4 protein-coding genes and 4 tRNA genes are annotated in these 4,160 nt (G+C 47.7%); 1 reads left to right on the top strand and 7 read right to left on the bottom strand.

Features of this window, described 5'->3' with window-relative positions; genetic code table 11:
• From KP80_RS21970 to KP80_RS21950, 5 genes are all read right to left on the bottom strand, one after another.
• Positions 1-84: GTP-binding protein (locus tag KP80_RS21970; RefSeq protein ID WP_010312103.1), on the bottom strand; the 84-nt coding region annotated here is incomplete at its 3' end.
• A gap of 115 nt (positions 85-199) precedes the next feature.
• Positions 200-275 (bottom strand) — tRNA-Thr (locus KP80_RS21965).
• Between the two features lie 5 nt (positions 276-280).
• A tRNA-Gly gene (locus KP80_RS21960) sits at positions 281-355 on the bottom strand.
• A 118-nt stretch (positions 356-473) separates the two neighbouring features.
• Positions 474-558 (bottom strand) — tRNA-Tyr (locus KP80_RS21955).
• A gap of 3 nt (positions 559-561) precedes the next feature.
• Positions 562-637, bottom strand: a tRNA-Thr gene (locus tag KP80_RS21950).
• A 413-nt stretch (positions 638-1,050) separates the two neighbouring features.
• Between KP80_RS21950 and coaA the strand changes: the two genes are divergently transcribed.
• On the top strand, positions 1,051-2,001 hold the full coding sequence (gene coaA, locus KP80_RS21940; RefSeq protein WP_052285762.1) for a type I pantothenate kinase: 951 nt from the start codon (positions 1,051-1,053) through the stop codon (positions 1,999-2,001).
• A 39-nt stretch (positions 2,002-2,040) separates the two neighbouring features.
• Here the strand turns inward: coaA and birA are convergent, their stop codons facing one another.
• Together birA and murB are read right to left on the bottom strand one after the other, a co-directional pair.
• The gene (gene birA, locus KP80_RS21935; RefSeq protein ID WP_052285761.1) at positions 2,041-3,003 is read right to left on the bottom strand and encodes a bifunctional biotin--[acetyl-CoA-carboxylase] ligase/biotin operon repressor BirA; all 963 of its coding nucleotides are present in this window, start codon (positions 3,001-3,003) and stop codon (positions 2,041-2,043) included.
• Positions 3,000-4,028, bottom strand: coding sequence for a UDP-N-acetylmuramate dehydrogenase (gene murB, locus KP80_RS21930; protein WP_052285760.1), 1,029 nt, complete (start codon positions 4,026-4,028; stop codon positions 3,000-3,002). Before murB ends, birA begins: the two co-directional genes overlap by 4 nt.
• Positions 4,029-4,160: the final 132 nt, after the last annotated feature.

Genomic DNA, 4,160 nt, shown 5'->3' with positions numbered 1-4,160 from the left:
CAGGGTAGTTTTACCATGGTCAACGTGGCCGATAGTACCGACGTTGACGTGCGGTTTGGTACGTTCAAATTTTTCTTTAGACATCGATAGTCCCTCTAATACACGGATAAATCGGTGATATCACCACATCAACCAGACGATACGCCTGAACTGTTGAATGCATAATTTAAACAGAGAGAAACGGGAAGGAGAAGTGAAGTGGTGCTGATACCCAGAGTCGAACTGGGGACCTCACCCTTACCAAGGGTGCGCTCTACCAACTGAGCCATATCAGCACGTCTGGAGCGGGCAGCGGGAATCGAACCCGCATCATCAGCTTGGAAGGCTGAGGTAATAGCCATTATACGATGCCCGCATCCTGAAACTCGGCTACCCAGTTCTTTCTGTGCAAAAAAAAGAGATTTCTCTCTTTTCTTTGTTTGAGCTAGTTATCTTACCAACCAACTCTGGCTTCGCAATGCTTAGCCTGAAAGTGGTGGTGGGGGAAGGATTCGAACCTTCGAAGTCTGTGACGGCAGATTTACAGTCTGCTCCCTTTGGCCGCTCGGGAACCCCACCTGATGGTGCCGACTACCGGAATCGAACTGGTGACCTACTGATTACAAGTCAGTTGCTCTACCTACTGAGCTAAGTCGGCATCAAGTAGCGCGCATTCTATGGAGACCTGCGGCGACATGCAACTAAAAATTTGCATAAAATGTTCTATCGGTCATGTTTTGTGCGTTTGCGCGTAAAAACCAAGCAACATGCCAGTTTTCTGACCAAATATAGTGCGATAAACCCTAGGTGATACAACTTATCTCCCCCTGATTACTGCATGAGTTGGCAATGAATGGTCTGTTTGCCCTTATTCTCTTCCTATATAGCTATCTCATTGTCGCAGCAGCACCTTACCTCAGCGATAAAGAGCGGTGTTTTCTCACGAAAGCACCACTCATTTGGATTTTTTCTTCTTTTTATCTTCCATCTGGTGTTAACCTCCTGCCCATTGTCCTGATTAACTTAATGTGAAGCGCCGCGTGAAATCCACGCGTTAGCCAGAACATGCTTATGAATAAACAAGAGCAAACGTTAATGACACCTTATCTACAGTTCAATCGTAGCCAGTGGGCGGCGCTGCGTGATTCAGTGCCTATGACCCTGACCGAAGGGGAAATTACGCGCCTGAAAGGTATCAACGAAGATCTGTCACTTGAAGAAGTGGCCGAGATCTATTTGCCTTTATCACGATTACTGAATTTCTATATTAGTTCTAATCTACGTCGCCAGGCAGTACTAGAGCAGTTCCTGGGTACTAATGGTCAGCGTATTCCTTATATCATCAGCATTGCTGGCAGCGTGGCCGTTGGAAAAAGCACAACGGCTCGTGTACTGCAGGCACTACTCAGCCGCTGGCCAGAACACCGTCGTGTTGAACTCATCACTACCGACGGATTCCTGCATCCGAACGAAGTGCTGAAAGAACGTGGCCTGATGAAGAAGAAAGGGTTTCCACAATCCTATGATATGCGCCGACTGGTACAATTCGTATCTGATCTAAAGTCCGGTGTGCCGGATGTTACCGCACCTGTATATTCCCATCTGATCTATGATGTTATTCCGGATGGCGATAAAACGGTGACCCACCCGGATATATTAATTCTTGAAGGGTTAAATGTTTTACAAAGTGGTATGGATTATCCACATGACCCCCATCATGTATTTGTATCCGACTTTGTCGACTTCTCCATTTATGTCGATGCCCCAGAGAAGCTATTACAGTCCTGGTACATCAATCGATTCCTGAAATTCCGTGAAGGGGCATTTACCGATCCGGACTCTTATTTCCATAACTATGCACAACTTTCAAAAGAGGAAGCAGTCAACGTCGCAACTTCGCTGTGGAATGAGATTAACCTTAGGAATCTTAACGAAAATATCCTACCAACGCGCGAGCGCGCAAGCTTAATACTGACCAAAAGTGCCAATCACTCAGTAGAACAGGTTCGTCTGCGGAAATAAGCTTTGTAATATTATAAAGGGAGCCAAGGCTCCCTTTATTTATTCAGCGCTACGCAGCGAGATCTCACCGCCAATCCACGGCTTAATAATCCCATCCTGCTCAAGTAATAACGCACCTTGCGTATCAATACCGCGAGAAATACCGAAGATCTCTTTATCGCCAATAATCAGTTTAACCTGGCGATTAATAAAGTTATCTAATTTATCCCAGCGAGCCAGATACGGCGCTAACCCTTCTTGTTCGAAAAGATGCAATGCATCATGTAGCTCGTTAATTAAACGCGCCGCCAGGATGTTACGGTCAATCACAATTCCGGCCTCCTGCAGATTAATCCAGCCCTGGTTAATCACATCATTCTCGGCCCGGCGCATTACAAGGTTAATACCCGCACCAATGACGATTTGCGCCGCATCACCGGTTTTACCCGTCAGTTCAACCAAAATTCCCGCCAGCTTGCGATCGTTGAGATAAAGATCGTTTGGCCATTTTACACGGACTTTATCAGCACCCAGGCTCTGTAAGACCTCAGCCATGACGATCCCGATAACCAGGCTCAGACCGATAGCAGCCGCGGGTCCTTGCTCAAGACGCCAGAACATGGAGAGGTACAGATTGGCACCAAACGGCGAGAACCATTTACGCCCGCGCCGGCCACGGCCAGCTTGCTGATATTCGGCGACACAGGCGTCGCCAGACTGTAGCTCGCTAATTCTGTCCAGCAGATACTGATTGGTTGAATCAATAACAGGAAGGACGGCAACATTACCGTACTCTACCGCCTGGCGAATACGTTCTACATCAAGCAGTTGAATAGGTTCAGGCAGGCTGTAACCCTTACCGGGCACGGTGAAGACATCTACCCCCCAGTCTCTCAAGGTCTGCATATGCTTGTTAATGGCCGCACGGCTCATACCCAGCTGCTCACCGAGCTGTTCACCTGAATGAAAATCACCATCGGCCAGCAATGAGATAAGCGTTAATGGCACCGTGTTATCTTTCATTTTATTACCTCAACCGCGCTGACTTCGCCTTTATGACTAATGAAACGAACTTCTGGCTCTAGCCAAACGTTGAACTTGTCGCCAACCTGTTGGCGAACGTGGTGGGCAAGCCGAACAACATCGCGACTCTGAGCATTATCAACATTGATCAACACGAGCGCTTGCTGCTGATGTACCGCAGCACCACCCTCTGTATGGCCTTTCAAATGACATTGGTCGATAAGCCAGCCAGCCGCTAGCTTCACGCTACCATCGGCCTGTGGATAATGAGGTGCCTTCGGGAAATTATTCAGTAACGTTGCCGCATACTCAGCACTCACCACCGGGTTTTTGAAGAAACTGCCGGCGTTACCATTCACTTTAGGATCTGGTAACTTGGTCATTCGCATGTGACATACCGAGTCGAATACATCCCGCGGCGTCACTGTTTGTGGGTCCAATCGCGTAAGATCGCCATAGGTCAGCACCGGTTTCCACTCTTTTACAAGACGGAACCCCACAGCAACTATGACGAAGCGATCCTGATAGGCATGTTTGAAAATGCTATCACGATAACCAAACTGGCATTCTGATGCAGAGAGACGCTTATGTTCACCCGTAGCCAGTTCAATACAGTCAACATATTCGCATACGTTCTGGAGTTCGACGCCATAGGCACCAATATTCTGAATAGGTGAAGAACCCGCACACCCCGGAATCAATGCGAGATTTTCTAAACCCGGCATATTGTTTTCTAATGCAAATCGCACCAGCTGGTGCCAATTTTCCCCAGCACCAACGTGCAAATGCCACGCATCGGCCGTCTCACTCACCTTGATACCTTTAATTCGGTTAAGGATCACGGTGCCAGAATAGTCTTCCAAAAAAAGTACGTTGCTTCCCTCTCCTAGAATCAAAACTGGCAGCCCTTCTTGTGTAGATTGCTGCCAGGCGCTTAACAATTGTTGTTCATTTTCAGCGCATACGATGTGTTTTGCACAATGATCAATGCCGAAGGTATTCCAGGGTTTTAAGGAGTGGGTCATGATTGCTTTCCTGATGCGATATCGACAGTAGTTTACCGTATCTATCACGGGATGGCTTGCGGTTATATGGGGTGGGAAGATCCTTGATCCGGCGGAAAAGAGCCCTCTTTGGCGTCGTACAGACGCAAAAAA

This window comes from Kluyvera genomosp. 1 (assembly GCF_001266615.1).
In the GTDB taxonomy this organism is placed as follows: Bacteria; Pseudomonadota; Gammaproteobacteria; order Enterobacterales; family Enterobacteriaceae; genus Kluyvera; species Kluyvera cryocrescens_A.
This window is presented reverse-complemented; position numbering and strand designations above follow the sequence as displayed.